This window comes from Streptomyces sp. NPDC002680 (assembly GCF_042889145.1).
Taxonomy (GTDB): domain Bacteria; phylum Actinomycetota; class Actinomycetes; order Streptomycetales; family Streptomycetaceae; genus Streptomyces; species Streptomyces adonidis.
Genome location: NZ_JBIAQP010000013.1, coordinates 320,749 through 346,253 on the forward strand (window position 1 = coordinate 320,749; position 25,505 = coordinate 346,253).

Annotated in this window: 20 protein-coding genes; 8 read left to right on the plus strand and 12 right to left on the minus strand. The window is 70.0% G+C overall.

Features of this window, described 5'->3' with window-relative positions:
• Positions 1-3: 3 nt before the first annotated feature.
• Entirely contained in the window at positions 4-1,512 is a 1,509-nt protein-coding gene (locus ACFYXF_RS32505; protein ID WP_389355056.1) for a cellulase family glycosylhydrolase, read from the minus strand.
• Between the two features lie 275 nt (positions 1,513-1,787).
• Between ACFYXF_RS32505 and ACFYXF_RS32510 the strand changes: the two genes are divergently transcribed.
• Together ACFYXF_RS32510 and ACFYXF_RS32515 are read left to right on the plus strand one after the other, a co-directional pair.
• Positions 1,788-4,703 carry a glycoside hydrolase family 48 protein gene (locus tag ACFYXF_RS32510; protein WP_389355058.1) on the plus strand — a complete coding sequence of 972 codons (2,916 nt, stop codon included), beginning with the start codon at positions 1,788-1,790 and terminating at the stop codon, positions 4,701-4,703.
• A 284-nt stretch (positions 4,704-4,987) separates the two neighbouring features.
• Positions 4,988-7,651 (plus strand): cellulose binding domain-containing protein, encoded by a 2,664-nt coding sequence (locus ACFYXF_RS32515; RefSeq protein WP_389355060.1) that lies wholly within the window; start codon positions 4,988-4,990, stop codon positions 7,649-7,651.
• Between the two features lie 42 nt (positions 7,652-7,693).
• Here ACFYXF_RS32515 and ACFYXF_RS32520 read toward each other — a convergent pair whose 3' ends face one another.
• Together ACFYXF_RS32520 and ACFYXF_RS32525 are read right to left on the minus strand one after the other, a co-directional pair.
• Positions 7,694-9,592, minus strand: coding sequence for a rhamnogalacturonan lyase (locus ACFYXF_RS32520; RefSeq protein WP_389355062.1), 1,899 nt, complete (start codon positions 9,590-9,592; stop codon positions 7,694-7,696).
• A 40-nt stretch (positions 9,593-9,632) separates the two neighbouring features.
• Positions 9,633-10,640, minus strand: a complete 1,008-nt coding sequence (locus tag ACFYXF_RS32525) for a helix-turn-helix transcriptional regulator (protein ID WP_389355063.1) — start codon at positions 10,638-10,640, stop codon at positions 9,633-9,635.
• Positions 10,641-10,711: 71 nt separating this feature from the next.
• Between ACFYXF_RS32525 and ACFYXF_RS32530 the strand changes: the two genes are divergently transcribed.
• Positions 10,712-11,200 (plus strand): hypothetical protein, encoded by a 489-nt coding sequence (locus ACFYXF_RS32530; protein ID WP_389355065.1) that lies wholly within the window; start codon positions 10,712-10,714, stop codon positions 11,198-11,200.
• 33 nt (positions 11,201-11,233) lie between these two features.
• Here the strand turns inward: ACFYXF_RS32530 and ACFYXF_RS32535 are convergent, their stop codons facing one another.
• Complete coding sequence (locus ACFYXF_RS32535) at positions 11,234-11,983, minus strand: class I SAM-dependent methyltransferase (protein ID WP_389355067.1); 750 nt, start codon at positions 11,981-11,983, stop codon at positions 11,234-11,236.
• Between the two features lie 21 nt (positions 11,984-12,004).
• Positions 12,005-12,310 (minus strand): 4a-hydroxytetrahydrobiopterin dehydratase, encoded by a 306-nt coding sequence (locus ACFYXF_RS32540; RefSeq protein ID WP_389355069.1) that lies wholly within the window; start codon positions 12,308-12,310, stop codon positions 12,005-12,007.
• 108 nt (positions 12,311-12,418) lie between these two features.
• On the opposite strand from ACFYXF_RS32540, the gene ACFYXF_RS32545 reads away from it, so the two are divergent.
• Entirely contained in the window at positions 12,419-13,267 is an 849-nt protein-coding gene (locus ACFYXF_RS32545; RefSeq protein ID WP_389355071.1) for a helix-turn-helix domain-containing protein, read from the plus strand.
• Positions 13,268-13,274: 7 nt separating this feature from the next.
• On the opposite strand, the gene ACFYXF_RS32550 is transcribed toward ACFYXF_RS32545, so the two are convergent.
• A complete protein-coding gene (locus ACFYXF_RS32550) occupies positions 13,275-13,706 on the minus strand; it encodes a hypothetical protein (protein ID WP_389355073.1) in 432 nt (143 codons plus the stop codon).
• A gap of 239 nt (positions 13,707-13,945) precedes the next feature.
• Here ACFYXF_RS32550 and ACFYXF_RS32555 point away from each other — a divergent pair, with 239 nt between their 5' ends.
• Together ACFYXF_RS32555 and ACFYXF_RS32560 are read left to right on the plus strand one after the other, a co-directional pair.
• The gene (locus ACFYXF_RS32555) at positions 13,946-14,809 is read left to right on the plus strand and encodes a helix-turn-helix domain-containing protein (RefSeq protein WP_389355075.1); all 864 of its coding nucleotides are present in this window, start codon (positions 13,946-13,948) and stop codon (positions 14,807-14,809) included.
• Positions 14,810-14,904: 95 nt separating this feature from the next.
• Positions 14,905-15,720 (plus strand): SAM-dependent methyltransferase, encoded by an 816-nt coding sequence (locus tag ACFYXF_RS32560; protein ID WP_389355076.1) that lies wholly within the window; start codon positions 14,905-14,907, stop codon positions 15,718-15,720.
• Positions 15,721-15,791: 71 nt separating this feature from the next.
• Here the strand turns inward: ACFYXF_RS32560 and dnaK are convergent, their stop codons facing one another.
• The 6 genes from dnaK to ACFYXF_RS32590 form a co-directional block, all read right to left on the minus strand.
• Complete coding sequence (dnaK, locus tag ACFYXF_RS32565; protein WP_389355078.1) at positions 15,792-17,654, minus strand: molecular chaperone DnaK; 1,863 nt, start codon at positions 17,652-17,654, stop codon at positions 15,792-15,794.
• Positions 17,655-17,763: 109 nt separating this feature from the next.
• The gene (locus ACFYXF_RS32570; protein WP_369031282.1) at positions 17,764-18,192 is read right to left on the minus strand and encodes an OsmC family protein; all 429 of its coding nucleotides are present in this window, start codon (positions 18,190-18,192) and stop codon (positions 17,764-17,766) included.
• 77 nt (positions 18,193-18,269) lie between these two features.
• Positions 18,270-20,072, minus strand: a complete 1,803-nt coding sequence (locus tag ACFYXF_RS32575) for a hypothetical protein (RefSeq protein ID WP_389355080.1) — start codon at positions 20,070-20,072, stop codon at positions 18,270-18,272.
• Complete coding sequence (locus ACFYXF_RS32580; protein ID WP_389355081.1) at positions 20,069-21,130, minus strand: ATP-binding protein; 1,062 nt, start codon at positions 21,128-21,130, stop codon at positions 20,069-20,071. The genes ACFYXF_RS32575 and ACFYXF_RS32580 overlap by 4 nt, the downstream gene beginning before the upstream one ends.
• Before the next feature lie 133 nt (positions 21,131-21,263).
• Complete coding sequence (locus ACFYXF_RS32585) at positions 21,264-23,339, minus strand: alkaline phosphatase family protein (RefSeq protein ID WP_389355083.1); 2,076 nt, start codon at positions 23,337-23,339, stop codon at positions 21,264-21,266.
• Between the two features lie 94 nt (positions 23,340-23,433).
• Positions 23,434-23,868: a hypothetical protein gene (locus ACFYXF_RS32590; RefSeq protein WP_235473856.1), complete on the minus strand. Its 435-nt coding sequence runs from the start codon at positions 23,866-23,868 to the stop codon at positions 23,434-23,436.
• A 124-nt stretch (positions 23,869-23,992) separates the two neighbouring features.
• On the opposite strand from ACFYXF_RS32590, the gene ACFYXF_RS32595 reads away from it, so the two are divergent.
• Positions 23,993-24,769, plus strand: a complete 777-nt coding sequence (locus ACFYXF_RS32595) for an MBL fold metallo-hydrolase (RefSeq protein WP_389355084.1) — start codon at positions 23,993-23,995, stop codon at positions 24,767-24,769.
• Complete coding sequence (locus tag ACFYXF_RS32600; RefSeq protein ID WP_389355085.1) at positions 24,766-25,395, plus strand: DedA family protein; 630 nt, start codon at positions 24,766-24,768, stop codon at positions 25,393-25,395. Before ACFYXF_RS32595 ends, ACFYXF_RS32600 begins: the two co-directional genes overlap by 4 nt.
• Positions 25,396-25,505: the final 110 nt, after the last annotated feature.

Genomic DNA, 25,505 nt, shown 5'->3' on the forward strand with positions numbered 1-25,505 from the left:
GCACTAGCCGATGGCGCGAAGGTGGTCGCGCAGTCCGATGCCGAAGGCCGTGGGTGTGCCGTCGTAACCGGAGATCAGGGACGGGCCGGTGGCGCAGTTCCAGGTGTTCCAGGTCCAGCCGAGGTACGACAGGGAACGGTCGTCGAACCACTTCATGACCCGGTCGATGAAGGAGTGCGCGCAGGTGTTCTCGCCGATCTCGCCCGCGACCAGCGGGACCTGGGCGGCGACCGGCGCGAGTGTCGAGCCCCAACAGCTTTCGCTGGAGCAGGAGTTGAAGTTGTAGACATGCCAGGCGGCGGCGAGATTGCCCGCCGGGTCGGTCGGCTTGTACGTCAGCCACTGGCTGAGGTCGTTCGAGTAGGCGAGCCCTCCGGCGAGGATCACGTTCCTGGCGCCGGTGGCCCGGATCGCGTCGATCAGATCCTGCATACCGGCGACCTCGTACCCAATGCCGGGGCAGGTGCCGCCGTCCCGCCAGCAGGTCCAGGCCTGGGCCGCCGTGGAGGTGGCGCGGTCCGGGTAGGGCTCGTTGAACAGGTCGAACACGACGGTCGGGTCACCCTTGAAGGTGTTGGCGACCGAGGTCCAGAAGGCGGGCGTGTACTGCATGTCGGGCATCGGCTTCTGGCAGCTGGCGTGTACGTCGGAGCAGCCGGCCGAGTTGCCCGTGTACTGGCCCCAGGTCCAGTGCAGCTCGACCACCGGAGTCATGCCGTGCGCCTTCACCTTCGCCACCAGGTCCTTGACGGCGGCGACGTAGTTGGCGCCCGCGTACTCGGGCCTGATGTTGGAAAGCCCGAGCCAGCACTCCTCGTTGAGCGGAATGCGTACGGTGTTGACGTTCCAGTCGGCGATCGCCTTCACCGAGGCGTCGTCGACGGGTCCGTCCCAGATGCCGTTGCCCTGGACGCACGCGAACTCGCCGCCGGAGCGGTTGACGCCGAGCAGCCGCCGGGTGGCACCGCCGGAGTCGACGAGCTTGTTGCCTGATACGTGCAGGGCCGGCGGTCCGTCCTCGGGGACCGGCGGATCGGAGGGCGACGGAGTCGGCGTGGGGGTGGAGGTCGGGGTGGGAGTCGGCGTGGGCGCCGAATCCACGTTGCACGTCGTCCCGTTGAGCTTGAACGACGCCGGTACGGGATTGCTCCCCGACCGGGAGGCGAGGAACCCCGCGCTGACGCTCGCCCCCGTGCCCAGCGAGCCGTTGTAGCTCTCGTTGGCCGCGGTGACGGTGACACCGGACTGGGACCACTTGGCGTTCCAGCCCTGAGTGACCTTCTGACCTGCGCCGAAGTCGAAGGTGAGACTCCAACTGCTGAGCGCCGCCTGGTTGTTGGTGACCTTGACGGAGCCCTGGAAGCCGGCGTCCCACTCACTGGTGACCGAGTACTCCACCGTGCACGCGGGGGTGGCTCCCGACGCCGTGAGCACCGGCGCGACCGCGGTGCCCACAAGGGCGACGGCAGCGCCGAGCACGACTAAAAGACCTGAACGCGGGGGGTGTCGCATGAGCGACTCCTTGCAGATCGGGCGCGTCGTGACGGACGCGTCGACTGATGGAACCGCTCCCACTGGTGTCAATGAAGCTAGCGCCAAGTGACGGTAAAGGACAGGGGGGTTGACGTGTTTCCATCAGATGTCGCCGTCGAATCTTTTCGACTCTTCAAACACCTTGACCCTTGACACGCCCGTCTTCAATATGGGAGCGCTCCCACTGGTTCAAGGCTTGTTGCTCTCCCCACTTCTCCATGAGCACCTCCGAGCCGCTAGGAGGAACCAGCACCATGCACCCCCGACACAGACGCCGCCTCGCGCGGCGGTTCTGGACCGCTGTCGTGGCGGCCCTCGCCCTCCCCCTGACCATGCTCGCAACAGGCACAACTCCCGCGCAGGCGGCGGCAGTTCAGTGCAGCGTCGATTACAGAACCAATGACTGGGGGTCCGGCTTCACCGCGGATCTGACGATCACCAACCGCGGTACGGACGTCATCAACGGCTGGACACTGACGTACGCCTACGCGGGCAACCAGAGGCTCAGCAATGGCTGGAACGGCACCTGGTCCCAGTCCGGCCAGACGGTCACCGTGCAGAACGCGACGTACAACGCGACGATCGCAGCCGGCGCGGCCGTCAGCACCGGTGGGCAGTTCACGTACAGCGGCTCCAACGCCGCGCCGACCTCGTTCGCGATCAACGGCACGACCTGCGCCGGGGCCCACCAGCCACCGGTGACCGTGCTGACCAGCCCGGCCGCGGGCGCCGTCTACACACAGGGCACCGCCGTGCCTATGGCGGCCACGGCGGCGGCTGCGGACAACGCGACGATCACCAAGGTCGAGTTCTACGACGACACCACGCTGCTCGGCACGGACACGACAGCGCCGTACACGTACTCGGCCACCGGCCTTGCCGTGGGCGCCCATTCGCTGCTGGCTAAGGCATACGACAGCCTGGGTGCCTCGGCGCCGTCCACGCCGGTCGGCATCACGGTCGCCTCGGGTCCCGCCGTGGTCGCCGTACCGACTCAACTCGGCGTGCAGCAGGGCCAGTCGGCGACGTACGACGTCAAGCTGTCGACGCAGCCGAGCGCCAACGTCACCGTGACGACGGCCCGGGCGAGCGGCAACACGGGCCTGTCGGTGACGGGCGGAGCCTCGCTCACCTTCACCCCGTCGAACTGGAACACGGCCCAGAAGGTGACCATCACCGCAAACGCGACGGGCACCGGAACAGCGGCCTTCGACTCGACGGCCACCGGCCACGCCAAGGCGACGGTCACCGTCACCGAGCTGGCCGCCTCGAAGGTGTACGACGCCCGCTTCCTGAACCTCTACGGCAAGATCACCAACCCGGCGAGCGGCTACTTCTCCCCCGAGGGCATCCCCTACCACTCGGTGGAGACACTGATCGTCGAGGCGCCGGACCACGGCCACGAGACCACGTCGGAGGCGTACAGCTACCTCCTGTGGCTCCAGGCCATGTACGGCAAGGTGACGGGCGACTGGAGCAAGTTCAACGGCGCCTGGTCGATCATGGAGCAGTACATGATCCCCACCCACGCCGACCAGCCGACCAACTCCTTCTACAACGCGTCGAAGCCGGCGACGTACGCCCCCGAGTACGACCTGCCGAGCCAGTACCCGGCCGCGCTCAACACCGGCGTCTCGGTCGGCACGGACCCGATCGCGGCCGAGCTGAAGACCGCGTACGGCACGGACGACGTCTACGGTATGCACTGGCTCCAGGACGTCGACAACGTCTACGGCTACGGCAACTCGCCCGGCAAGTGCGAGGCGGGTCCGGCGGACACCGGCCCCTCCTACATCAACACCTTCCAGCGCGGGCCGCAGGAATCGGTGTGGGAGACGGTTCCGCAGCCGACCTGCGACGCCTTCAAGTACGGCGGTACGAACGGGTACTTGGACCTGTTCACCGGCGACGCGTCGTACGCCAAGCAGTGGAAGTTCACCAACGCCCCGGACGCCGACGCGCGCGCCGTGCAGGCCGCCTACTGGGCGGACATCTGGGCCAAGCAGCAGGGCAAGGGCGCCGACGTCTCGGCGACCGTCGGCAAGGCCGCGAAGATGGGCGACTATCTGCGGTATGCGATGTACGACAAGTACTTCAAGAAAATAGGGAACTGTGTCGGCCCGACGACCTGCCCGGCCGGTACCGGCAAGGACGCCTCGCACTATCTGATGTCCTGGTACTACGCGTGGGGCGGCGCCACCGACAGCGCGGCGGGCTGGGCCTGGCGCATCGGCTCCAGCCACACGCACGGCGGCTATCAGAACCCCCTGGCGGCCTACGCGCTCAGCTCGTACGCCGACCTGAAGCCCAAGTCGGCGACAGGGCAGGCGGATTGGGCGACCTCCCTGACCCGGCAGATCGAGTTCTACCGCTGGCTCCAGTCGAACGAGGGCGCGATCGCGGGCGGCGCCACCAACAGCTGGGCGGGGCGGTACGCCACTCCCCCGGCCGGTACGCCGACCTTCTACGGCATGTACTACGACCAGCAGCCGGTGTACCACGACCCGCCGTCCAACCAGTGGTTCGGCTTCCAGGCGTGGTCCATGGAGCGGGTGGCCGAGTACTACCAGCAGACGGGCAACGCGGCGGCGAAGACCGTCCTGGACAAGTGGGTCGACTGGGCGCTGTCCAAGACGACCATCAACCCTGACGGTACGTATCGCATACCGTCGACGCTCCAGTGGTCGGGCGCCCCCGACACCTGGAACGCCACAACTCCCGGCGCGAACACGGGACTTCACGTCACGGTGGCCGACTACACGAACGACGTGGGGGTGGCGGCGGCGTACGCGAAGACGCTGACGTACTACGCCGACCGCTCCGGTGACACCGAGGCGGCGACGACGGCGAAGGCGCTCCTCGACGGCATGTGGGCCAACCACCAGGACACCCTGGGCATCGCCGTCCCGGAGACCCGCGCGGACTACAACCGCTTCGACGACGGTGTCTACGTTCCGTCGGGCTGGACCGGCACCATGCCGAACGGCGACGCGATCAACTCGTCGTCGACGTTCGACTCGATCCGCTCCTTCTACGAGGACGACCCCAACTGGTCGAAGATCGAGGCGTACCTGGCGGGCGGCGCCGCGCCCTCGTTCACGTACCACCGGTTCTGGGCGCAGGCGGACATCGCCCTCGCCATGGGTTCGTACGCGGAGCTTCTCGAATAGCCCCCGCTGAGCGCTCCGCGGGTTGGGCCGTGTTTGGCTGCGGGGCCGTTGTGGCTGGTCGCGCAGTTCCCCGCGCCCCTCTGGGGCGCGGGGCAGGCACCGCTGATTCTGCCTGCGGAACCGCTTGAAAGCTCCTCGTACGCGGTCTCGTCACCTGACGACGAGGCCACCTGGCCGGGCGGCCCCCTCCCGCACTGGGGGCCGCCCGGCACCTCTCGCGATGCGAGGAAAGCGCTTACCCCCAACCCGTGGCTTCCTGAATCCCCCACCCGGAAAGGACCCCCATGCGAAGAACCCGTATCCTCACGGCCGTACTGGCCCTGACCGCAGGCCTGTTGGCCGGCAGCCCGCTCGCGGTCGCCGCCCCCAGCACCGCTGAAGTGTCCCTCGCCGCCGACACGTACACCTGGAAGAACACACGGATCGACGGGGGCGGTTTCGTCCCCGGGATCGTCTTCAACCGGGCCGAGAAGAACCTGGCGTACGCCCGTACGGACATCGGCGGTGCCTATCGCTGGCAGGAGTCGACGAAGACCTGGACTCCGCTGCTCGACTCGGTCGGGTGGGACCGCTGGGGGCACACCGGTGTGGTGAGCCTCGCCTCCGACTCCGTGGATCCGAACAAGGTGTACGCGGCTGTCGGGACGTACACGAACAGCTGGGATCCCGGGAACGGTGCCGTGCTGCGGTCGGGTGACCGGGGCGCGAGCTGGCAACGGGCCGATCTGCCCTTCAAGTTGGGCGGCAACATGCCCGGCCGGGGCATGGGCGAGCGGCTCGCGATCGACCCGAACAGGAACAGCGTGCTGTATCTGGGCGCGCCCAGCGGCAAGGGCCTGTGGCGGTCGACGGACTCGGGGGCGAGCTGGTCGCAGGTGGCGAACTTCCCCAACGTCGGCAACTACGCCCAGGATCCGACCGACACCAGCGGGTACGCCAGCGACAACCAGGGGATCGTCTGGGTCACCTTCGACGAGTCGACGGGTACGGCGGGCGGCGCGACCCGCACGATCTATGTCGGGGTCGCCGACAAGGACAATGCGGTGTACCGCTCGACGGACGCGGGCGCGACCTGGTCCCGTGTGGCCGGTCAGCCCACCGGCTACCTGGCCCACAAGGGCGTACTGGACGCCACGAACGGCTACCTGTACCTGCCGTACAGCGACAAGGGCGGCCCGTACGACGGCGGCAAGGGCCAGTTGTGGCGGTACGCGACGGCGACCGGCACGTGGACGAACATCAGCCCGGTCGCGGAGGCGGACACCTACTACGGCTTCAGCGGGCTGACGATAGACCGGCAGAGGCCGGGTACGGTGATGGCGACGGCGTACAGCTCGTGGTGGCCGGACACCCAGCTCTTCCGGTCCACGAACAGCGGCGGCACCTGGACGAAGGCCTGGGACTACACCTCGTACCCCAACCGCTCGAACCGCTTCACGATGGACGTCTCGTCCTCGCCCTGGCTGACCTTCGGCGCGAACCCGTCGCCGCCCGAACAGAGCCCGAAACTGGGGTGGATGACGGAGTCGCTGGAGATCGACCCGTTCAACTCGAACCGCCTGATGTACGGAACGGGCGCGACGATCTACGGCACGGAGAACCTCACGAACTGGGACAGCGGAAGCCAGTTCAGCATCAGACCGATGGTCCAGGGCCTGGAGGAGACGGCAGTCAACGACCTGGCGGCTCCCCCGTCAGGCGGGGCCGTGCTGCTCAGCGCGCTCGGCGACATCGGCGGCTTCCGGCACACGGATCTCACCAAGGTCCCCTCGATGATGTTCACTTCACCGAACTTCACGACCACCACGAGCCTGGACTACGCCGAGTCGAACCCGGGGATCGTGGCCCGTGTCGGCAACCTGGACTCGGGTCCGCATGTCGCGTTCTCGACGGACAACGGCGCCAACTGGTTTGCGGGGACGGACCCTTCGGGTGTCTCGGGCGGCGGGACGATCGCGTCGGCGTCGGACGGCAGCCGGTTCGTGTGGAGCCCGACGGGCACGGGCGTGCAGTACGCGACGGGCTTCGGCAATGCGTGGTCGGCGTCGACGGGTATCCCGGCGGGCGCGATCGTGGAGTCGGACCGGGTGGCCCCAGGAACCTTCTACGGCTTCAAGTCGGGCAAGTTCTACGTGAGTTCGGACGGCGGAGCAACGTTCACGGCATCGGCCGCCACAGGCCTCCCGGCGGGCGACAGTGTTCGCTTCAAGGCGCTGCCGGGCACGAAGGGCGACATCTGGCTGGCGGGCGGCGCGACGGACGGGGCGTACGGCCTGTGGCACTCCACGGACGGCGGTACGACCTTCACCAAGCTGTCGAACGTCGAGCAGGCCGACACGATCGGCTTCGGCAAGGCGGCGTCGGGAGCGACGTACCAGACCCTCTACACGAGCGCGAAGATCGCCGGCGTTCGCGGCATCTTCCGCTCCACGGACAAGGGCGCGACCTGGACACGCATCAACGACGATGCCCACCAGTGGGGTTGGACGGGCGCGGCGATCACCGGTGACCCGAGGGTGTACGGGCGCGTGTACGTGGCGACGAACGGGCGCGGTGTCGTCTACGGCGAGTCGTCGGACTCGACCGGCGGCGGAGGCGGCGGCACGGATCCGACCCCCACTCCCACAGGGGCCTGCGCGGTCACGTACAAGGTGACCAGCGAGTGGTCGGGCGGTTTCCAGGCGGACGTACAGCTCAGCAACACGGGGTCAACTGCCTGGACGGGCTGGTCACTTGGCTGGTCCTTCCCCAACGGGCAGACCGTCTCCCAGCTCTGGAACGCCGAGTACACCCAGTCGGGCGCGACGGTGACGGCGAAGAACGTGAACTGGAACGCGAACGTGGCGCCGGGCTCGTCGGTGAGCTTCGGGTTCACGGGAAGCTGGTCGGGGACGAACGGGAAACCGACCGCGTTCAAGCTGGGCGACCAGAGCTGCACGGTCGCCTGAACCGGTGGGTGCGTGTCCGGCGGGACACGCACCCACCGTCTATCACGGGGTGTACACCGTCGGCCTAGGTGCCGTAGGCATGCCGTTGCCGATGAAGAAGCTGGGGTGTGGGGGCTGGTTGTAGGCCGTGTTCTGCCAGGCCAGGCCCGTGCGGTACATCGTGTCGTGCAGGAGGGTCGTGATCCTGGTCGTTGTTTCGATCGGCGTGGAGTAGATGCGCAGGGCCGTGTTGTCGCTCGTCGCCCAGACGACCTCCTCGCGCCAGTCGCCGAAGAGGTCCCCGGACAGGGCCGGGGTGGCCTTCGTGCTGTTGTTGGAGTGGACGGACGCGCCGGTCAGCAGGCGGGTGTCGGAAGACGTGCCGTACTTGTCGATGTGGGTGCCGTCGAGGAGTTCGCGGACCGGGTCGCCGTCCCACCAGGAGAGGAAGTTGACGGAGGAGGGTTCGCGGCCCTTCGTCGCGCCGGCCTCGTCACGGATCGACGAGTCCGAGGCCGACCAGACCTCCGCCCCGTCGTTGCCCGCCCAGATGTCCCCGGCGACTCCGCGACCGTTGTCGCAGCAGGCGGCGATGCTCCAATTGACCGTGCCGTTGGCCGGGTTGATGTACAGCTCGGCCGGCTGGGAGGTCGACTCGGACACCTTGAAGTACTCCAGGCCCGCATGCGCCGGGTCCAGGTCGCCGAGGTGCTGGGCGTCGCCGTGGCCCGTCTTCGTCGTCCAGAGGCCGTTGCCGTTGTCGTCGACGGCCATCGCCCCGTAGACGATCTCGTCCTTGCCGTCACCGTCGACGTCCCCGACGGACAGGCTGTGCGAGCCCTGACCGTCAAATCCCTTGCCGGTGTTGGTGGATGAGCTGGAGTCGAAGGTCCAGCGGCGCGTGAACGCCCCGTTCCGCCAGTCCCAGGCCGCGAGCACGGTACGGGTGTAGTAGCCGCGCGCCATGATCAGGGACGGGCGGACGCCGTCCAAGTAGGCGGTTCCGGCGAGGAATCGGTCGACCCGGTTGCCGTAGGAGTCGCCCCACGAGGAGACCGTGCCGCGCGCCGGGACGTAGTCCACCGTTCCCATCGCCTTGCCGGTCTGCCCGTTGAACATGGTCAGGTACTCGGGTCCGGAGAGGACGTAGCCGCTCGAATTCCGGTAGTCGGCCGACGAGTTGCCGATGACGACGCCCGTCCCGTCGACCGTCGCGTCCGCCGTCTTCATGGCGACCTCGGCCTTGCGGTCGCCGTCGTAGTCGTACACCTGGAACTGCGTGTAGTGCGCGCCCGAGCGGATGTTGCGGCCCAGGTCGATCCGCCAGAGCCGGGTGCCGTCGAGCTTGATGCCGTCGACGATCGTGTTGCCGGTGTACCCGGACTGGGAGTTGTCCTTGGCGTTGGTGGGCTGCCACTTCAGTACGAAGTCGAGGGCGCCGTCACCGTCCAGGTCGCCGACCGAGGCGTCGTTCGCCTCGTAGGTGTAGGCGACCCCGTCGGGGGTCGTGCCGCCGGCGGGCGGGGTGATCGGGACGTCCTTGTATCCGGTGCGGAACTGGATCGCGTGGACGGAGTCGGCCTGTTCGACGCCGCCGACGATCGCGCGGACCGTGTAGTCGGCCTGGGCCGGGGCGCCGGAGTGGAAGTAGTTCGTGGAGCCGGTGATCGGCGTCGAGTTGACCTTCGTACCGGCCCGGTAGACGTTGAAGGACACGTCGTTCGGGTCGGTGCCGAGCCAGCGCCAGCTGACCAGGTTGCCGCTGTCGGTGTGCACGCTGACGATGCCCCGGTCGAGCGCCTCGACCTGACGGGCGGTGGCGGCCTCGGCCGGTGCGGCGGAGAGCGACATCAGCCCTGCGGCTGCGAGGACTCCGGCGGTCACGGCGGACAGGAGAGTCCGGCGTCTCGTGCGGATCGGGGTGGGGGGACGGGGTTGTGCGTGCGGCTGCGGGTGCTGCACGGTACCTACCTCCTGCGGGGGGACGGACGGGTTCCACCCCTCAGTCGCCGCTGCCCGCAAGGGAGTTGCCGCCCGGGTGCGCCGAGTTGCCGTATCCGGCGCAAGTGCCGTATGTGGCGGCCAGTTCCGTCACCGTCCGCGCGATCCGCTCCCGCAGCTCGGCCGGTGCCAGCACCTCGACGCCTGTCCCCAGGCGCAGAAACTCCTCGTGGGCACGCTCGACGGACTCGATCGGTACCGTCGCCAGGGTCCAACCCTCCGCATCCGTACGGCCGTTGGCCTCGACGGCACGTGCGGCATGCCCGGCCAACCGCACCCCGGGAGCCAGCCGCACCACCGCCTCGCCGCGATAGAGCCGCTCGTGGAAGTCCCGCTGGTACGCCGTCCAGTACCCGGCCAGATCGAACCCCTCGGGCCGCTCGAACTCCTCGTCACACGCCGCCAGTTCAAGGATCTGGTCGACCCGGAAGGTACGCGGTCCGGGCCCGGCCACCACGTACCAGCGCCCCGCCTTCAGCACCAGCCCGTACGGTTCGAGCCACCGCTCCACATCCGTGGGCTCACGCCAGCGCCGGTACCGTACCCGCAGCACCCGCCCGCGCCAGACCGCGTCCGCGACGGCCGGAAGATACGGGGTGTCGTCGGCGTCCGCGTACCAGCCTGGCGCGTCCAGGTGGAAACGCCCGGCGACCCGGTCGGCGTGCGCCCGCAGCTCGGCCGGAAGCGCGGCACGCACCTTGAGCTGGGCGGCGGCGAGGAAGGGGCCGAGGCCCAGCTCGGCCGCCGGGCCCGGAGCGCCGGCCAGGAACAGGGCCTCGGCCTCGTCGGCGGTCAGGCCGGTCAGCCGGGTGCGATAGCCGTCGAGCAGCCGGTACCCACCTGCGTGGCCCGCGTCGCCGTACAGCGGAACGCCCGCCGCGCTCAGCGCCTCCATGTCCCGGTAGACCGTACGCACCGAGACCTCCAGCTCCTCGGCGAGCTGGGCGGCGGTCATCCGCCCCCGGGTCTGGAGCAGCAGAAGAACGGACAGCAGCCGACCGGCCCTCACGGAACCCTCACCCACACCCTCGCCGGCTTCACTGACACAGGATGACAGTGAAGTGGACCTAGCGTCCCCTCATGCCCATCACCGCCTTCACCGAGAAACTGCTGACCGTTCCCCCGCCCATCGAGGTGGCCGGCCGGCACATCAAGCGCTACCACGTCACGGCCGACCCGGAAGGCATCGCACCCGAGGTCCAGGAGGCCGCGTACGCGATGCTGCCGAAGCTGCTCCCGGAACCGGACGGCACCCCGCCCGCCACCTTCGTCGTCCTGCACCGGGGCGGCGACGACGGCGCCTACCTCAACGCGTACAGCTGGGTGTGGGACAACGTCCTGCACTTCCGGGGCGCGGCGGCGGGCCAGCCGGTGCTGGGCTGCCCGGATCAGGACCCCACGCACTTCGTCGCACCCGACCTCCCCTGGATCGGCTGCGTCTGGGAACTGCCGCCGATCCTGCACGAACGCGACGCCTGGGTACGGCACTTGCTGGCGCCCCAAGTCCCCGACCTGGCCGCCTACTTGGCCGACAGCCTCCCCGAGGGGACCACCGGAGACCGCTCATGAGCACCCCGCCCGACCTCCTCGGAACGCCGCTCCTCAGGAGGGCCACGGCTTCCGGAACGCCCGTAACGTGAACACCGGGTCCGGGCGGGGCAGGTCCTGGTCGGGCAGGGCCTCCAGGCGGGTGGCGAAGCCGTCGGCCAGGGGGTGGCCCGGCGGCAGCGTCATGAACCAGCCGCGCCGCAGGTCGGCGACGGCCCGCCGGGGGCTGCGCCCCTGCCCGCGTCCCGGGAACCGCGCCTCCCCGGCCGGCACCAGCCCGTGCCCGACGGCATGCGCCTCGACGACAGCAGCCGTGTCGGGTGCCGCGCGCCACGGGCGCGAGGAGAGCACGGCGTCGATGTCGCTGCCCACGTTGTGCGCGGCGCCCTTGTCGACGGTGGTGACGTACACCCCGCCCGGCCGCAGCACCCGCGCGCACTCCCCGACGATGGCCCCGACGTCCTCGGGCCGCCCGGCGAGATGCAGCACCCACACACTGGTCACGGCATCCAACTGGCCGTCCACAAAGGGAAGTTGACGGCTGTCGGCGAGTACGACGGCACCGGGCAGCCGGGCGGCGGCCCGCCTGGCCATCGCGTCGGTGAGATCGACGCCCGCCACCCGCATCCCGGGCCGTGCCGCAGCGAGCCGCCGGGTCACGATGCCCGTACCGCATCCCACGTCGAGCAGGCTTCGTGCCGCTTCGGGTACGAGGCTCAGCACGGCGTCCGCCGCTGCGGCGGCCCTGGGTTCGCCGCCGCGCAGGGCGTCGTACCGCTCGGCCTCCTGGTTGTAGTCCAGCACGATCGTGATCCGATGGCCCGGTCAGCTCGCCCCGTGCCCCGGTGCGAGGTCCTCGACTCTGCGGGCCAGCTCGAAGTCGAGGTCCGTGACGGCACCGCCCGCGCTGTGGGTGTTCACGGTGAGTGACACGGTGTTGTAGCCGAGGGTGAGGTCGGAGTGGTGGCCCAGTTCCTCCTGGACCTGGGCGATGTGGACGACCAGCGCCGCCGCCGCGAAGTGCGAGCCGAGGCGGTAGGAGCGGGCGATCCGGTCTCCGTCGAGCGACCAGCCCGGCAGTTCCGCCAGCCGGTCCTCGATCTCCTTCTGCGACAGCGGTTCGACAGGCATGGCCACGCTCCTTCCACGATGGTGGGGTGCTCTCCCAGCGTGCCACAGTCCACGCCTTCCAGCCCAGGTCAGGAGGGTACCGCCCGGCCTCTCGGCTACCGTCGTCGTATGACCACGGTCCCCACCGGCGGCGCCGCCGGCCCCAGCAGCCCCACGGACACGCCGTACGAGGGGGTCGGGCCGCTTCTGCGGGCCTGGCGGGAGCGGCGGCGCGTCAGTCAGCTCGAACTGGCGCTGCGGGCCGACTCGTCGGCCCGCCACATCAGCTTCGTCGAGACGGGCCGCTCCCGCCCGAGCGAGGAACTGCTCCTGCGGCTCGCGAAGCACCTGGACGTCCCGGTCCGGGAACGCAACGCCCTTCTCCTGTCCGCCGGTTACGCCCCGCGCTACCGAGAGACCCCGCTCGACGACCCGGCACTGGAATCCCTGCGCGACGGCGTCGAGCGGCTGATCCAGGGGTACGAGCCCTACCCGGCGTTCGTGGTCGACGCCACGTACAACGTCGTGGCCGCCAACCGGGGCATCCTGATGCTCCTCGACGGCCTCCCGGAGTCCCTGCTCACGCCGCCGGTCAACGCGATGCGCCTGACCCTGCACCCGGAGGGCCTGGCCCCGCGCATCCGCAACCTCCGCGAATGGCGCGGGCACCTGCTCGCCCAGATGGAACGGGAGATCGCCCTGCACCGCTCGGCTCCGCTGCGCGCGCTGTACGACGAGGTCGCCGCGTACCCGGTACCGGAGCAGCAGGAGGAGAGCCCGGCGGACCACACGGCCGACCCCGTGCCCCAGTTCGCGCTGCCGATGCGGATCGAGCACGAGGGCCGGCTGCTCTCCTTCATCTCGTCGATCTCCACCTTCAACACCCCGATGGACATCACCGTCGCCGAGCTCGCCATCGAGACACTCCTCCCGGCCGACCCGGCGACGGTCAAATACCTTCACTCGATGATGAGTTGACGGACTGTCAGCAGGTGCTCCTCAGCGACAGGGCCCGCAGAGCCACGTACTGCAGCGCCGCGAACCCGGCCACCACCGCCGCCTGCGACACCGTCCACACGGCCCCGGCCGTACTGGGCGAGAGCCACAGTGCCAACGCGACACAACTGAGCGCCGCCCAGGCGAGGTTGACCTCGATCACGGCCCGCACCGGCAACACGGCGGGCCGTCCGCGCGAGGTCAGCCATCCCACAGCACCGGCGTACACGGCCAGAACCAGGCCGAGTTCGAGCAGCAGCCCCGAGCCGACACCGAGAAGGCGGGCGAGCGGCCCGGACGCCACCAGGTAGGCGAGCGCGTTCACTCCGGTCACCAGCGCGTCCAGCGCCAGGAAGCGGCGCAGCATGACAGTCGGTTCGGCGGTCCGGGCGGCGAGTACGGCGAACTGGGATGCGGACATGGCGGATCACCCTCCGTCGAGGCACAGTCGGGATCGGATTCGAGGTCACCCGGGTTCCGGACCGGAGTGCGCCGCCCCGGAACCCGTTGCCGCCACTCTTCCGCGCGGGACCGCCGGGGGTCGATGACCTCCCGGGTAATCTCCTTGATCTCCGTGATCTCCGTGGCTCGAACCTGTCAGACCGGCAGCGGAACGTGACACACTGCTCGCTGTACTTCGGCGCGTAGGGGAGGCGTGGCGTGAGTGAGCGGCGGGCTGCGCCCACCGTGGGCCAAGTGGTGCTCGGGAGACGGCTCCAGGAGCTGCGCGAGGCGGCCGGGCTGAAGCGGGAAGAGGCCGCACGGGTTCTGCGGGTGGCCTCGGCGACCGTACGGCGGATGGAGATGGCCGAGGTCGCCCTCAAAATCCCGTACGTGCACGCGCTGTTGACGGCCTACGGCGTACCCGAGGACGAGGCGTCCGTCTTCGTCGACCTGGCCGAGGAGGCGAACGAGCCCGGCTGGTGGCAGCGGTTCGCCGATGTCGTGCCGGACTGGTTCAGTCTGCATGTGAGCCTGGAGGGCTCCGCCCGGCTCATCCGGTCGTACGAACCCCACTTCGTGCCCGGCCTGTTGCAGACCGCGGACTACGCGCGTGCCGTCATGGAGGCCGGGACGATCGGGCACACGGGCCCCGAGGCGGTCGAGCGGCATGTGTCGCTGCGGATGGCCCGGCAGAAGCTGCTGACCCGCGAACACCCGCCCCACCTCTGGGTGATCGTCGACGAGACGGTACTGCGCCGGCCCGTGAGCATTCGTGGCGAGGTCATGCGCGAGCAGCTGGACCGGCTCCTGGACGTGACGGAGAGCGGCCATGTCACCATCCAGGTCGCCGAGTTCAGGGACGGCCCGCATCCAGGCACATCGGCGCCCTTCGAACTGTTCCGCTTCGCCGAGCCCGAACTGCCCGACATGGTCTACACCGAGTATCTGACCGGTGCGCTCTATCTGGACTCCCGCCGCGAGGTCGCCGCGCACCTGGAGGTGCTGGACCACATGACGGCGGGCGCGGCATCGGCCCAGCGCACGAAAGAGATCATCGCCGAGTACCGAGACGGCTACTGACCCCACAGCACCTGCTCCACGTCCCCCCACCCCACCCCACCCCCTCACGCGAACAAGCCATGACACAGGACCCAGGACTCAGGAGCACAGACGGCATGACCGGACCCGAGGGCGCAGCCTCCCGTATCGACACCAGCAGACCGCACCCGGCCCGGGTCTACGACTGGTGGCTCGGCGGCAAGGACAACTACCCGGTGGACGAGGAGCTGGCCCGCAGGATCCTCGCCGTGGACGGCACGGTGCTGCGCGGCGCGCGCGCCAACCGCCGGTTCATGCAGCGGGCGACGCGGACCGCCGCCGAGGCGGGGATCCGCCAGTTCCTGGACATCGGCACGGGCATCCCCACCGAGCCGAATCTGCACCAGGTGGCCCAGAGCGTCGCCCCCGAGTCCAAGGTGGTGTACGCGGACAACGACCCGATCGTCCTGCGGCACGCGCAGGCCCTCCTGCACGGCACGCCCGAGGGCACCACCGACTACGTGCACGCCGACGCCCGCGACCCCGAGAAGATCCTGGGCCTGGCCGCCGAGTCCCTGGACTTCACCCAGCCCATCGCGCTGTCGCTGGTGGCACTCACCCACTACCTGGGCGACGACCCCGACGGCGACGACGTACACGGTCTGCTGAAGACGTACGTCGACGCCCTCGCCCCCGGCAGCTACCTGATCCTCTCCCAGGTCACCCCGGACCTCAGCCCCGAGGCCATAGCCAAGGCAGCCGAACACTTCCGCCGCAGCGGCACCCCGTTCTTCCCCCGCCCCCTCACCGAGTTCCACCGCTTCTTCGACGGCCTGGAACTACTGGGCCCCGGCGTCATCCCGGTCTACGGCTGGCGCCCGGAACCGGAGGACGTAGCGGCCCAGGCAGAGGGAATCGTCCCGGTGTACGCGGGCGTGGCCCGCAAACTCTGAACAGGGGGTTCCTTTAAGGGGCGCGGGGAACTGCGCAACCAGCCACAGCGAACCCGCACCCCGCAACGCACCTACACCCCCGCCCCCTTCCCGTCACCACCGCCCGCTTCCCGTTCGTCATCAACAATCTCCGCATCCACAACCCCCTCCTCCTCAGCAGAAGACCCGTCCTCCTCCTGAGGAGGAGCCTGCGCATACATCGCCTGCCCCATCCGCTGACTGACAGTTACAAGCTTCTCGACACCAGCCCGAAGCGCACTGATGTCACTCTCCGACGAGAGCAACCCCTTCACCTCGGCAACAGCCGAGCCAACCTCCGCCTTCGCCTCCGCAGGAACCCGTTCCTCGTTGTCCCGAACGAACTTCTCGGTCTGGTAAACGAGTTGCTCCGCATGGTTACGCGTCTCGGCCGACTCCCGACGCCGACGGTCCTCGTCGGCATACTGCTCCGCCTCCCGCATCATCCGGTCGATGTCGTCCTTGGGCAGCGCCGAGCCGCCCGTGACGGTCATCTTCTGTTCCCGGCCGGTCGCGAGATCCTTCGCCGAGACATGCATGATCCCGTTGGCGTCGATGTCGAAGGCGACCTCGATCTGCGGCACGCCACGCGGGGCCGGCGGCAGCCCGGTGAGGTCGAAGACGCCCAACTTCTTGTTGTACGCGGCGATTTCACGCTCGCCCTGATAGACCTGGATGCCGACCGAGGGCTGATTGTCGGCAGCCGTCGTGAAGATCTCCGAACGCCGGGTCGGAATGGTCGTGTTGCGCTCGATCAGCTTGGTCATGATGCCGCCCTTGGTCTCGATACCGAGGGACAGCGGGGTGACATCGAGCAGCAGGACGTCCTTCACATCACCGCGGATGACACCCGCCTGAAGGGTGGCGCCCAGCGCGACGACCTCGTCCGGGTTGACGCCCTTGTGGGGCTCCTTGCCGGTGAGTTCCTTGACGAGTTCGGTGACGGCGGGCATCCGGGTCGAGCCGCCGACCAGGATCACATGGTCGATCGCGGCGAGCTTCACACCCGCGTCCTTGATGGCCTGGCCGAAGGGCGTCTTGCAGCGGTCGAGCAGATCAGCCGTCAGTTCCTGGAACTGAGCCCTCGTCAACTTCTCCTCAAGGTGCAGCGGCCCGTCCGCGGACGCGGTGATGTAGGGCAGATTGACGGTCGTCTCGGACGAACTCGACAGCTCGATCTTCGCCTTCTCGGCGCCCTCGCGCAGCCGTTGCAACGCCATCTTGTCGTTGCCGAGATCGATGCCCTGCTGCCCCTTGAAGCGTTTGACGAGATGGTCGACGATCCGCTGGTCCCAGTCGTCGCCGCCGAGTTGGGTGTCGCCGTTGGTCGCCTTGACCTCGATGACGCCGTCGCCGATCTCCAGGAGCGACACGTCGAAGGTGCCACCGCCGAGGTCGAAGACGAGGACGGTCTGCTCCTCGCCCCGGTCGAGGCCGTAGGCGAGGGCGGCGGCGGTCGGCTCGTTGATGATCCGCAGCACCTTCAGACCGGCGATCTCCCCGGCCTCCTTGGTGGCCTGGCGCTGGGCGTCGTCGAAGTACGCGGGGACGGTGATCACCGCGTCCGAGACGTCCTCGCCGAGATACGCCTCCGCGTCCCGCTTCAGTTTCTGCAGGACGCGCGCGGAGAGTTCCTGGGCGCGGTAGCGGGTGCCGTCCACGGAACCCTGCTCCGGGAACCGCCAAGCTCCGTCGCCCATATGACGCTTGACGGAGCGGGCCGTGCGCTCCACGTTCGTCACGGCCTGCCGTTTGGCGACCTCGCCGACGAGCACCTCGCCGTTCTTCGCGAAGGCCACGACGGACGGTGTGGTCCTCGCTCCCTCGGCGTTCGCGACGACGGTGGCTTCACCGCCCTCCAGCACGGCCACCACAGAGTTCGTGGTCCCGAGATCGATCCCGACCGCACGCGCCATAGCTGTCCCCTTTCTCCGGATCCCTCCTATGAGGTACCCGGAAACGACGATGCCGCGCACCTCGGACATCGAGGGGCGCGGCAGGGGCGTGAAAAACTCCCGACGAACGTCAGGCGAGCTTCGCCGACAGGGTGATCGTCGTGCCGGTCAGGGCCTTGCTGACCGGGCAGTTCTCCTTGGCGTCCTCGGCGGCGGCGACGAAGGCGTCCTCGGCGAGGCCCGGTACGGTGCCCTCCACGATGAGGTGGATGCCGGTGATGCCCTCACCCGGCTGGAAGGTGACGTCGGCCGAGGTCACCAGCTTGGTGGCCGGGGTTCCGGCGCCGGCGAGGGCGTGCGAGAACGCCATCGAGAAGCAGCTGGAGTGGGCGGCGGCGATCAGTTCCTCGGGGCTGGTCTTGCCGTTCGCGTCCTGGGCGCGCGACGCCCACGTCACGGGCTGCTCGGCGATGGCTCCGGAGGAGTCGAAGGTGACAACGCCGCTGCCCTCCAGCAGGTTGCCTTCCCAGACGGTGTGTGCAGAGCGCGTGGTAGCCACGGTTCTTCCTTTCGCGTGTGGTCCCGATACCGGGGTTCCGTACCCCCCATCCGATCACACTCCGGCGTGATTCCGGCTCACTGCACACGAAAGACCGGCCCCCGTGCGGTGAACGGCAGACGAGCGCCCTGCGGAATCAGATAGGCGTGCTCGCGCCGCACCCGCAGGACGTCGCACCAGCCGTCCGTGATCACCAGTACGGGCGCCCCCGGCGGGAAGTCGTCGGCCCGGTGCAGCAGATCGACGCCGGGCTGGAGCACCGTCCCGCCGCGTCCGCGCACCCGGACCCGCCCGGCGATCTCGCTGACCGCCAGATAGCCCGCGTCGTGGGCGGCGGCATCGCAGAACACGACGCGCGCCGCCGGTACGTCCCGTGCGCCGGCGTACGAGGCGATCGCGCCCAGCGCCTTGCCGAGCAGCGTCCGGTCCATGGAACCGGAGGTGTCGAGGACCACCCCGAACGTGCAGCGGGCGATCTCCTCGGGCGGGAAGTACCGCCCCGCGCGCGGGATGTCGGGCGTGGAGGACTGGCGTCGGGAAGGCCGGGCGTACGACCGTACGGGCTCCGGGCGGGGCACGAACTCGTCGAACCAGCGGGCGAGTTGGGCGTCCCAGGGCAGCGGCGGATGGTTGAGGGCGCGGATCTCCTCCACCAACCCGCCCGGCAGGTAACCGCGTTCCTGCTGCTCGTGCAGGTTCAGCCCCTGACCGAGACCGCGCCGGTAGAACTCGTCGAGGTCGACGTAGTCGCGCGGTGAGCCGAGCGGGCTGCCCAGCACATCGCAGGCGCCCTTCCCGCGCAGGGTGGACAGGCGGCGCATCCGGCGCAGGTCGGTCGCGATCCGGTCGTACACCTCCTCCGCCGAGAGGCCCTTCAACTCGACGTCGTACAGCAGCCCTTGGGGCGCGGTGCCGACGTCCATCTCCGTCAGCCAGGCGTTGATGACGTAGTCGCAGGCGACGTTGAAGAGGTACGGGTCGCGGGTGCCGCAGCGGTCGCCGTGGCGCAGGGCGGCGTGCAGCATCTCGTGGGCGAGGACGAACCGCCATTCCTCGTCGTCCAGTTGGCACAGCGGGTTGATGTAGATCTCGCCCGCCTCCGCGTTGACGGCGGCGACGGAGATGCCGTGGGCGTGCACGAGTTCGAGGTCGGCGACGAGCCTGATGCCGGCCGCGATCCCGCCGAGCAGCGGGTAGGAGGTGACGAACCAGCTCAACGCCTTTTCCCAGGGCCGTAGTTGAGCAGCGTCGTCGGACATGGACTCGCGTCGGCCGCCGGCCACGTCCATCGCCGTCGCCATGGTGCGGGTCAGGGCGGAGGCGAAGGCGAGCTGCCAGTCGGGGACGGCCGGGGCCCACTTGTCGTACGGTTCGAGCCACTGGTCGGGCTCGCTGCCCGCCGTACCGCAGCGCTCGAACGCGGCCGGGATCGAGCCCACGCGCCGCCAGCGGGCGGCGAGTTGCTCCTCGTCACCGTCCGGGTAGGCGCTCGGCAGGAGTTCGGGGGCGGTGCCGACCGGGAAGCCGAGCAGGAAGCGGTTGACGACGACGCAGCGGGCGGCGAGGTCGTAGCGGTCGGGCTGGACGCGGTCGCCCTTGGCCGCCGGGACGTGTCCGAAGCCGAGGTGGATGAGACCGTGCGCGACCGCCCACGCCCACTCGGCCGGTTCGGCCCGCCGGGTGGGGTGGACGTGCAGCACCCCGTCCGAGTCGACGCACACCAGTCCGTCGCGGGGCGAGAGGACACAGGCCTCGTTCCGGCAGGTGCTGACGTGCACCGAGCCGAGCGCCGGGTTGGCGCGTACGAGGGCCAGCCCGGCCTCGTACGCCTCCCGCGCGAGGTCCTTCTTCTTCTGCGCCTGTTTGCGCGCCCGGCTCAACGACGCGCCTCCACCAACCGGGGCATGTCCCGCGCCGCCTCGACCAGGAACCAGGCGGGCAGCAGGGGGTTGCCGTCGGCGTCGGAGGCGATGACGCTCTGCGCGACCTCCACCGAGATCTCGGCGAGCTGCACGAGCAGCGACTTGGCACGGTACGCGGCCTCGCGGCCGTTCGGCGACATGTGCCCCTTGCTGACGGGGAGTTCCTTGACCAGCCGCCCGCGGAACGACTCGGCGAGGTAGTAGAGCAGGTCGCGGTCCTCGACGCGGTGCGGCCAGCGCGCGTCGCCCTTGATGATCGCGTCGATGCCGAACCGGCTGCGCACGATCTTGACGTACCCGCAGAACGCGGTGGCGTGCGCCGGGGTCAGCGCGCCGTGCGCGATCACCTTCAGGGTCTCCTCGTCGAGCGCGGGCCCGAAGGAGTGGAGGGCGTCGGAGAGCATGTGCCAGGAGCGGGGCGTGGAGAAGGGCTCCTCGGTCTTCGGCGGCTTGGACCAGAGGTGGTCGGGGCGGTCGGTGAGGTGGTCCACGACCCACGGGTGGATGTCGTTGTTCGCGGCCCAGACCAGCCAGTCCTTCGGCGAGGCCTCCAGGTGGACGTGTGCGAGGCGGTTGACGAGGGCTGAGGCGATCGGCCGGGCGAGGGCGTTGTCGGTGGCGCGGTTGCCGGCGCCGATCACGATCGAGCCCTTCGGCAGCTCGTAGTTGCCGATACGGCGGTCCAGGATCAGCGAGTAGAACGCCTTCTGGACGTCGGGCGTGGCCGCGTTCAGCTCGTCCAGGAACAGGCAGTACGGCTCGTCCCTGGCGATGGCCTCCGGCGGGCAGAACACGGACCGCCCGTCCCGGATCTGCGGTACGCCGATCAGGTCCTCCGGCGCCAGCTGGGTACCGAGCAGGCTGACGCACTCCAGTCCCAGCGACTCCGCGAACTCCCTTACCAGGGAGGACTTTCCGATGCCGGGAGCGCCCCAGAGGAACACCGGCCGCACGGTCGCGAGACCGAGCAGCAGCTCCGGGATACGGGCGGGAGTGACGGTGACGGCAGCCTGCATGCAGGAAACTCCAGGGGGTTCGTAGAGGACGGAGTGCGCAGAGGGCGCGATGTCCGGTACGAACAGTGTGGGTACGGAGGCGTCCGGGCGCAGTCGATTATTCGGGCGCCCCGGCGGCCCCACCCACTACGGCTCAAGCCGCGCGCCGGTCCCCCGGACCCCGGGGAGCCTCCAGCGGCACCTGCGGTCCGTTGCACTCGCGCAGCCAGCGGCGCAGTACGCGGTGGATGTGCTCGGCGCCGACCAGTTCCTCCCCGTCCTCGACCGCCACCGACAGGGCGACCGGCGCCATCAGGAAGGGTCTGCCCTGGGCCCCGCCGAGTCCGCCGTGGGAGCCGATCTGTTCCTCGAAGGCGAGCACCTCGCCCTCGGCCGGGTCGTACCAGGAGTTGACCATGATGTCGGCGGTGTGCGGGAAGGAGTGCGTACGGCGGACCGCGCTCGCCGCGCCGGGCCCGAAGTCGGCCAGCGGACCGGGGTGTTCGTCGTCGAGGGCGTCCACGGGGATCTCCGCGCCGTGCGCGCCCAGCACCACCCCGCCGTGCTCCTCGCTGCGGACGAGGAGGAAGCCGACGCCCGGATGGTTGGCGAGGGTGGTGAGCAGCGCGGGATGGCGGGCGTCGATCTCCTCCTTGGTCATGCGGTGATGCACGTCCGGGAAGGAGATCAGGCCGAGGTTGCCGGAGGCGAGGACCAGCGGCTCGGAGTGGCGGCCCGTGGGCACGTGCCGGCCGCCGTTCTCCTCGACGGGCCTGCGCAGCGCGGCGCGTACGGCGGCCCGTGCCTCGGCGCCGCTGTGGGTGCGCTGCGCCTTGCGCGGTACGGGCAGCCCGCAGCCGGCCCGGACCAGGTCGCCGAGGGTGAGTCCGTACCGTCCACGGAAGGTCTCGCCGGGGCTCTGGCCGTGGTCGGAGAGGAGGACGATCCGGTAGGGGCGCGGGGCGTGTTCGGCGACGTTCGCGATCAACGCGAGGGAACGGTCGAGGCGTTGGAGCACTTTCTCCGTGTCGCGGCTGTGCGGTCCGGAGTGGTGGGCGACCTCGTCGTACGCGACCAGATCGGCGTAGACGGCGGTGCGTCCGGCGAGCATGTCGCCCATCACGGCGGCGACGACCACGTCCCGCTCGACGACGGTCGCGAAGGCGCGGACGAGGGGGTAGAGGCCACCACGTGCCACGCGCGGGCGCTTCTTCCGCATCCTGGCCCTGGTCGACTGGCCGATCTCGCGGCCGACCTCGGCGACGAAGGACAGGGCGGTACGGACGGCGTTGGCGGGGTCGGAGAAGTAGGCGAAGTAGCCCGCCCGGGAACGGTTCTCCCGGCCGCGCCGCCGTACCGCGATGGACAGCACGAGGGCCTGCTGGTCGGCGCCGCCGCTGAAGAGGTTGCCCCGGCTGGCGCCGTCGACGGTGAGCAGTCCGCCATCGCCGGTGCGTTCGACGGCCCGGCGCTGGAGTTCGGCGGCGCTGGTGGGCCGGTTGCAGACCATGACCTCGCCCTTGTCCTTCTCGTACCAGCGGAAGGCGGGGATGTCGTGGTTGGTGCCGTGCAGGATGCCGAGCTGGCTGGCGCCGGTCTGGCTGGACCAGTCGGTACGCCAGGGAGTGAGCCGGTGGGTGGCGTCCAGCAGGCCCGCCACGGTCGGCATCAGCCCCTTCTCCACGGCCCGTACCAGGACGTCGTGGCCGACGCCGTCGAGTTGGAGGAACACCACGCCGGGTGTCGTGGGACCCTCCATCGGCCGTGCGGTGCCGCGTCGGTCGGCGAGCCGGTAGAGCCGTCTGCGGTAGGCGTCGTCGTCCCGTACGGCCAGGGCCGCGCCCGTCGCGGAGGCCACGGCGGACATCACCGCGGCGACCACCACCGCGGTCTCCGGGGCCGCCTCAGGGCGGTCGGCCGGGGTCAGCCGCAGGGCGACGAGCAGCAGGAAGCCGTTCAGGAAGAAGACCAGCAGGCCGAGGACGAGGGCGGGCACGAGCAGCAGCAGCCGGACCAGCACCGGCCAGACAAGCGCCGACAGCAGACCGAAGGCGCCGGCCCCGATGGCCGCGGTGATCGCGATCCGGGTGGCGCTGTCGCCGTCGCCGGTACGGATCTGGAAGTCCGGCAGGATGCCCGCGAGCACCAGCATCGTGAGCGTCGACACGGCCCACACCGCGACGCTCCGCCCGATCTGGCTGACGATCCGCCGCCAACGCCCCGCACCCACGCCCGCACACCTCACGTCCCGGCCCGTCCCCGTGGCGGACCTGCACCCACCCTGTCACAACGGGCGGGCGCGGCCCGGCGTGCCCTGTGCGCGATCAGCGACCGTCGTACCCGGCGGTGGGCATGGACAGCCGGCGGTGGACCCGGGCCTTCATCTGGGCGTCGTACGACGGTTCCGCACGGCCCACGGTCTCCACCCGCACGCCGCGCCGCTCGCACTCGGCGGTGAACTCGTCGACCGAGGTCAGCGCCTGTTCCAGGACCCGCTGGCTGGGCGCCACGAAGAGGTCGAGTCCCGGCTCGACGCCGTCCCAGAGGGCGGAGTGGTCGGGACGCAGACTGTTGACGAGCAACTCACGAGTGACGACATACCCATGTTCGGCGGCCCAGCGGGCGCACATCGCGTGCTGGCTGCGGGAGTCGACGAGGAACGGCTCCTCGTCGAGTTCTTCGAGCGGCGTCAGGCTGGCGATCGCGGTGACCCGCGGCGGCTGGCCGGGCAGGCCGGAGGCGGCGTGCGCGTGTCCCATGGCGTCCCCCTCAAAGCTCCGGGCTTCCCCGTTCACCTCAGGGTTTTCCCCACTCGCCCCGGGTTTCCCGCCGACCCTACTCCTGCCCGTAGTCTTCGGGGAGTCGCGCGAAGGAGGCAAAGGGGTGCCGGTGGACATCACGTGGTGGGGGCACGCCACCTGTACGGTCGAGGACTCGGGCGTACGTCTGCTTACCGACCCCCTGTTCGTGCGCCGGCTCGCCCATCTGCGCCGTCGACGGGGCGAGTTGCCGCCGCCCGGCGCATGGAGCGCGCAGGCGGCGCTCGTCTCCCACCTTCACTCCGACCACCTCCATGTCCCCTCCCTCGCGCGCCTCGCGCCCGGCGCACACCTGATCGTGCCCCGGGGCGCACCGAAGGCGGTGCCGGGCCTGACGCGCCGCCTGGCGCATCTCCGGATCACGGAGGTGGCCCCCGGGGACCACACCAAGGTCGGTGACCTGGTCGTACGGGCCGTGTCCGCGCGGCACGACGGGCGACGGCTGAACTTCGGACCGCAGCGGGCTCCCGCGCTCGGCTATGTGATCGAGGGCGAGGCGCGGACGTACTTCGCCGGGGACACGGGCCTGTTCGAGTCGATGGCCGAGGAGGTCGGGCCGGTCGACGTGGCGCTGCTGCCGGTGGGCGGCTGGGGACCGTTTCTGGGCGAGGGCCATCTGAACGCGGAGCGTGCGGCCGAGGCGCTGGCCCGACTGGCGCCGCGCACCGCCGTGCCGGTGCACTACGGCACGTACTGGCCGATCGGGATGGACGCCGTACGCCCCCACGAGTTCTATTCGCCGGGTGAGGAGTTCGTACGCCTCGCGGCGGAGCGGGCGCCCTCGGTCGAGGTGCACCGGCTGGAGCACGGGGAGAGCGTGCGCCTGGAGGTCGCGCCGTGAACGTGCTCCTGGCCGCCGCGGCGACCTCGGGGCAGGGGTCGGCCCAGCAGGCGATCGGCTATCCGACGCTGTTCCTGCTGGTGCTGATCGGCGCGCTGGTGCCGGTGGTGCCGACGGGGGCGCTGGTGAGTTCGGCGGCGGTGGTCGCCTTCCACGAGACCTCCCCGCTCGCCATGACCCTGGTCTTCGCGGTGGCCGCGCTGGCCGCGTTCCTCGGCGATGTGGCGCTGTACTGGCTGGGTCGGCGCGGGATGGGCTCGAAGAACGGCTCGCGCTGGTTGGCGGCGATCGAGTCGAGGGCCCCGGAGGACCGCCTTGCCCAGGCCCAGGAGAGGCTGAGCGAGCACGGGGTGACGGTCCTGGTGCTGTCCCGGCTGGTGCCGGCGGGCCGCATCCCGGTGATGCTGGCCTGCCTGATGGCGAAGTGGCCGGTACGCCGCTTCGCGCACGGCGACGTCCCGGCCTGCCTGGCCTGGGCGGCGACGTACCAGCTGATCGGCGTCCTGGGTGGTTCCTTGTTCGACGAGCCCTGGGAGGGCGTGGTGGCGGCGGTCGCCCTGACCCTGACGATCAGCGCGGCGCCGGGCGTGTGGCGCCGGGTACGCGGGGTCCGCGGGGCGACCTGAGCGAACGGCCCGTTTCTCGCCCCCGCCGCCCCTACCCGTTCCCATCCCTGGGGGCTGCGCCCCCAGACCCCCGCTGTCGGCCTGAACGGCCTCGTCCTCAAACGCCGGAC